Source organism: uncultured Aquabacterium sp., from assembly GCF_913773725.1.
GTDB lineage: Bacteria > Pseudomonadota > Gammaproteobacteria > Burkholderiales > Burkholderiaceae_C > Aquabacterium.
Window position 1 is genome coordinate 1 of the sequence record NZ_CAJYGK010000051.1, and the last position, 5,676, is coordinate 5,676.

General features: G+C 69.1%; 5 protein-coding genes. All 5 read right to left on the bottom strand.

Annotation, left to right across the window (positions count from 1 at the left end; translation table 11 throughout):
* Positions 1 to 68: 68 nt before the first annotated feature.
* Positions 69 to 932 carry a CHAD domain-containing protein gene (locus tag QZ709_RS05750; RefSeq protein WP_294636317.1) on the bottom strand — a complete coding sequence of 288 codons (864 nt, stop codon included), beginning with the start codon at positions 930 to 932 and terminating at the stop codon, positions 69 to 71.
* 77 nt (positions 933 to 1,009) lie between these two features.
* Positions 1,010 to 2,287: a M20/M25/M40 family metallo-hydrolase gene (locus QZ709_RS05755; RefSeq protein ID WP_294636318.1), complete on the bottom strand. Its 1,278-nt coding sequence runs from the start codon at positions 2,285 to 2,287 to the stop codon at positions 1,010 to 1,012.
* Between the two features lie 49 nt (positions 2,288 to 2,336).
* A complete protein-coding gene (uraD, locus tag QZ709_RS05760) occupies positions 2,337 to 4,148 on the bottom strand; it encodes a 2-oxo-4-hydroxy-4-carboxy-5-ureidoimidazoline decarboxylase (RefSeq protein ID WP_294636319.1) in 1,812 nt (603 codons plus the stop codon).
* Positions 4,145 to 5,092 (bottom strand): allantoinase PuuE, encoded by a 948-nt coding sequence (gene puuE, locus QZ709_RS05765; RefSeq protein WP_294636320.1) that lies wholly within the window; start codon positions 5,090 to 5,092, stop codon positions 4,145 to 4,147. The genes uraD and puuE overlap by 4 nt, the downstream gene beginning before the upstream one ends.
* A gap of 33 nt (positions 5,093 to 5,125) precedes the next feature.
* On the bottom strand, positions 5,126 to 5,676 hold a 551-nt coding region (locus QZ709_RS05770; protein ID WP_294636321.1), incomplete at its 5' end, for a GntR family transcriptional regulator.

Consider the following 5,676-nt stretch of genomic DNA (forward strand, 5'->3'; position numbering starts at 1 on the left):
ACGACGTGGAGTTCCGCGCAGAGCGCGCGCCGCGTTGAGCGGATCACACCGGCTGGCGGCCGCTCAGGCTATCGCCAGCACGGTGTGGCGCGTGAAAGGCGGCGCAGGGCCTGGATCGCGGCCTTGCGTGCCAGGTTCTGTCTGTGGGTGATCCACGCCAACTGCGTGGCCGCATCCGCGCCCAGATCGCGAGGTGCACCGTCACAGCGCGCCATGGCCATCTGCAGGTCATGCCATTCACCCAGAAGCCGCTGGGCAACGCGGAGGCGGCGCACATAGGCCTTGCGCTCGGCCTCTGGCAGATGGGGGCGCAGCCACAGCAGGGCCTGCTGCAGACGCTTGCAGCGCTTGCGTTCACTGTGCAGGGCGTCGTCGTCCAGGGCTTGCCCGGCGCGCGATGCCTCTGTGATCCGGGCATGCCAGCGGTCGAGCCGACGCAGCAGATGGCGGCGCCAGGCATCGCGTGCGTGAGGGGCCAGCGGCGCCAGGGCCGCCGTGTGGAGCCACTGCGCCAGTTCGTGCCACGCGCGCATGAAGGCGGCGTCGGGGGCGAAGCAGGCAGGCAGGTCGTCCCGGCTCAGGGCCACTGCCCCGCTGTCCCGGCTTGCCAACCAGGGCGCAAGCTGCTGCCAGGCTGCCAGGCCCAGCAGGTCACGCAGCACATCTTCGTCACGCGAGACGCCCAGCAACCGGAAGGTCTGGGTCCAGACCAGGGATTCCGGCGCTGTGTGTTCGCCTCCCCGGGCCAGGTCGAATGCGCTGCGCAGGCGGCGCAAGCCGCTGCGGCACTGGTGCACGGCCTCGGTGTCGACCTGTCCCTCGGCCAGGCGCGCGACCGGGTCGCGCAGCTCGTCCAGACACGACTGCAGCCACCGCAGCAGGGTGGCATCGGCGTCGGGCAGCGTGTGCAGTCGATGGTGCGCAGTCGGCATGTCGGTCAGGCAGGCGGGCGTCGCTGACAGCGTACGGCCCGCTTATGACAAGGACATGCCCGTGCCGTGACAACCCCTCAGTGCAAGAGGTCGAAGAGTGCGCGGGCCACGACCTTGGTCGCGCGGCGCAGGTCTTCCAGGACCAGGTGCTCGTCGGCGCGCTTGGCGTTCGACTCGAACACGGTGCGGGGGCCGGCGCCGTAGATCACCGCCGGGATGCCGTGGGCGCAGTACAGCCGCACATCGGTGTAGAGCGGGGTGCCGCTGGTGGGAATGGGCTCACCGAAGACGGCCTGACCGTGACGCTGCAAGGCCTCGACCAGGGGCGCGTTGCCGGGCAGGGGCTTGAGCGCATGGGCCAGCAGCAGGCGCTTGATCTCGACCGTGATGCCCGGGAAGCTGGCAGCGGCTTCGTGGATCACCCGGCGGATGTCGGCTTCGACGGCCACCGGGTCTTCCTCGGGGATCATGCGGCGGTCCAGCTTGAGCACGACCTTGCCAGGCACGACGTTGGTGTTCGTGCCGCCTTCGATGCGTCCGACGTTCAGGTAAGGGTGCGTGATGCCGGGCACCTGCGAGGTGACCTGCTTGTACTTCGTGTTCTGGGCATAGAGCGCGTTCAGGATCGCCACTGCGCCCTGCAGCGCATCGACCCCGGTGTGCGGGATGGCGGCATGGGCCATGGTGCCGTGTACCGTCACCTCCATCTGCAGGCAGCCGTTGTGCGCGGTGACCACCTCGTAGCTGAAGCCGGCGGCAATCAGCAGATCCGGCCGCGTCAGGCCTTGCTTGAGCAGCCAGCCCGGGCCCAGTTCGCCGCCGAACTCCTCGTCATAGGTGAAGTGCAGCTCGACACCGCCCTGGAGCGTCGGCGCGTGGGCCTGCGCCACCAGGGCGTCGAGCGCGCGCAGGGCGAAGGTGAAGGTGGCGAAGTCGCTCTTGCTGACCGCGGCCGCGCGACCATAGAGCTTGCCATCGACCACCTCGCCGCCATAGGGATCGTGCGTCCAGCCTTCACCCGGGGGCACCACGTCGCCGTGGGCGTTGAGCGCGACCACGCGGCCGCCTTCGGCAAAGCGACGGCGCACGATCAGGTTGGTGAGGCTTTGCAGGCCGTATGCATGCACTTCGGTGGCGGGCACGGCATGGCGCTCGGCCGTGTAGCCAAAATCCGCGAGCAGGCTGGCGGTGCGCTCGGCGTGGGGGGCGTTGTTGCCCGGCGGGGTGTCGGTCGGCACCTGCACCAGCGCCTGCAGAAAGCGCACCTCGTCATCGAAGTGGGCGTCGATCCAGGCATCGAGGGCCGTGTAGGCGGCGTCGACGGGGCCTGCGGCGGGGAGGGCGGGGCTGTTCATAGGCGGGGATGGAGAGGGGCGGTCGATGGGGGGGCGATGGGCGGGCGGGTCAGAGCGCGGCCAGCAGGTTCATGAAGGCCACGACGGCCCGCTGGGCATCGTCGTTGGTGACGGTTTCAAGCGGGTTGTGGCTGATGCCGGCGTTGCCGCCGCGCACGAACAGCATGGCCTGGGGCATGCACTGGTGCAGCTTCATGGCGTCGTGGCCTGCGCCGCTGGGCAGGCGGTACACCGACAGCCCCATCTGTTGCACGGCGGCTTCCCAGCGGGCCTGCCACGCGGGGTCGGAGGGCGCGGCCGAGGCGGCCATGGTCTGCTCGACGGTGATGCGCACCTGGCGTCGCGCGGCCACCTCGTCGATGAAAGCCAGCACGTCGCGCGCAAGCGCATCGCGCTGTGCGTTGGTGGGGGCCCGCAGATCGAGTGTGAACTGGCAGCGGCCGGGCACGACGTTGATCGACCCCTGGGGCACCTGCAACACGCCGACCGTGCCCACCGAACCGCCGGCGGGCGACGCGGCGTCCTCCGCTGCACGGCGCTCGACGTACAGCAGCACCTCAGCGACTGCGGCGGCGGCATCCTGGCGCAGCGGCATCGGCGTGGTGCCGGCGTGACACGCCACCCCGATGGCCTCGCCCGCGAAGCGCAGGCTGCCGTTGATGGACGTGACGATGCCCAGCGGCATGTCGTGCTCGTCCAGCACCGGCCCTTGTTCGATGTGCACTTCGACAAAGCCGAGGTAGCGTGCCGGGTCGCGCCTGAGCGCCTGGATGGCGACCATGTCGCCGGGCAGGCCTGCGGCGCGCAGGGCCTCGCGCACGGTGACGCCCTGGGCATCGGCCAGATCCAGCCAGGCGGGGTCGAAGTCGCCCACCAGGGCACTGGAGCCCAGGAAGGTGGCCTTGTAGCGCTGGCCTTCTTCTTCCGAGAACGCCACCACCTCGATGCCATGCTTCAGGCGCCGGCCCTGCGCGTGCAGGGCCCGTACGCAGGCCATGGGCACGAAGATGCCCAGTCGGCCATCGTGCTGGCCGCCATTGCGCACCGTGTCGTAGTGCGAGCCGGTCAGCAGCAACGGGGCCTGCGGATCGATGCCGTGGTAGCGGCCCACGACGTTGCCCACCGCGTCGAGTTCGACCTCGTCGAAGCCGCACTCGCGCATCCAGGCCTGCAGCTGTGCGGCACAGGCCTGGTGGGCGTCGGTCAGGTAGGTCACCGTGAGTGGCGGTTGCTCGTTCAGGCCGTTGGGGCCGGTGCCCTCGGTGTGCTCGGCCAGCGTCCGGGCCCAGGTCAGGATGCGATCGCCTTCGGTGGGGCTGAAGCCGAACTTGTCGTTGAGCCGGATCTCGGCAATGCGATGGATGTTGCGCAGGCACTCGGCCAGCTCGAAGGCAGGGCTGTGGTGCAGGCGGCGCTCGAAGGTCCGGATGATCTCGGCGCGGCTCAGCCCGCGGCCATCCGGCCCGCGCACGGCCAGGATGAAGGGCCAGCCGAAGCGGGCGTTGTAGTCGGCATTCAGGCGCTGCAGTGCCGCGAATTCCTCGGGGCTGCAGTGTGTCAGCCCCGCCTTGCTCTGCTCGTTGGTGGATTCGGCCGTGAGCTGGCCGGCCACGGCGGCCTTGCCGGCCAGTTCCGGGTGGGCGCGGATCAGGCCAAGCTGCGCCTCACGCGGGGCCAGGCGCACCACCTGAGCCAGTGCGTGCTTGAGCTGGTCCAGCGACACATAGCCCTCGGCGGGTCGCTGTGCCCAGGCCTGTTCGGCAATCCAGGGCGAATGCTCGTAGATGCCGTCCAGCAGGGCCGTGAAGCCGCGCTGGTCCGCGGCGTTGAGTGCCGCCAGGCTGAGGGTGGGCGCGCTCATGCGGTGACCTGATGCGGGTGGTGGGCCCGCCAGTGGCGGGCGATGTCGATGCGGCGGCACACCCACACCTTGTCATGCGACTGGATGTGGTCAAGGAACTTCTGCAGCGCGCGCAGGCGGCCCGGGCGGCCCAGAAGGCGGCAATGCATGCCGATGCTCAGCATCTTGGGTCGGTTCAGTCCGTTCGGGTCGCCCTCGGCATAGAGCACGTCGAAGGCGTCGCGCAGGTAGGTGAAGAAGTCGTCGCCCTGCGAGAAGCCCTGCGGCAGGCAGAAGCGCATGTCGTTCGTGTCCATGGCGTAGGGCACGATGAGCTGCTGCACTGTTTCGCCGTTGCTCTTGGTGACGGGCATCCAGAAGGGCAGGTCGTCACCGTAGTGGTCGCTGTCGTACTCGAAGCCGCCGAAATCCGCCACCAGGCGGTGCGTGTTGGGGCTGTCGCGGCCGGTGTACCAGCCCAGCGGGCGCTCGCCCGTCAGCGCTTCGATGAGCTGCATGCCGATGCGCATGTGTTCGCGCTCGGTGGCCTCGTCGATCTGCTGATAGCTGATCCAGCGCCAGCCGTGGCAGGCGATCTCGTGGCCCAGCTCCTTGAACGCCTGGGTCACATCCGGGTGGCGTTGCAAGGCCATGCTGACACCGAACACCGTCAAGGGCAGCTTGCGTTGCTCGAATTCGCGCAGCAGCCGCCACACGCCGGCCCGAGAGCCGTATTCGTAGATCGACTCCATGCTCATGTGCCGATCGGGGAAGGCGGGCGGGTTGAACATCTCGCTGAGGAACTGCTCGCTGCCCGCATCGCCATGGAGCACACAGTTCTCGCCGCCTTCTTCGTAGTTCAGCACGAACTGCACGGCAATGCGGGCGCCGCCGGGCCACTGCGCATGAGGCGGGTTGCGGCCGTGGCCGATCAGGTCGCGGGGGTAGTCGGCAGAAGAGCTCATGGCGAGAGGCGTGTCGGCAGGCAGAAAAGAGGGTCAGTCGGTACGGAAGACGTCGGCCAGCAGGCCGGGCGCGCGGGGGCGCTCGGTCAGCTGGCGCTCGACCGTCAGCAGGTGTTCGTTGACCAGTGCCGCCGCCCGGTCCGCATCACGGGCCTCGATGGCCTGCAGGATGGCGATGTGCTCGGCGTGCGAGGTCTCGGCGTCGTCGGCAGACTGGTACATCAGTGTGATCAGCGAGCAGCGTGACACCAGTTCCTGGATGAGATCGACCAGCACCTGGTTGCCCAGCACACGGGCCAGCTCGACGTGGAAGTCGAACAGCAGCTTGGAGCGGGTGGGCACGTCGATGCGCTTGACCGCCTCCCGCTCGGCCTTCAGGTGGGCTTTGATCTCACGCAGGTCGGCGGGCTTGATGCGCGCCGTGAGCTCGCGCAGCATCTGGCCTTCGATCATGCGGCGCACGGCGAACACCTGTCGCGCCTCGTCGATGGAGGGGGCGGCGACAAAGGCGCCGCGGGCAGGTTCGAGCCGCACGAGCTTCAGCTCGGACAGCCGGTTGAAGGCCTGCCTCACGATGGTGCGTG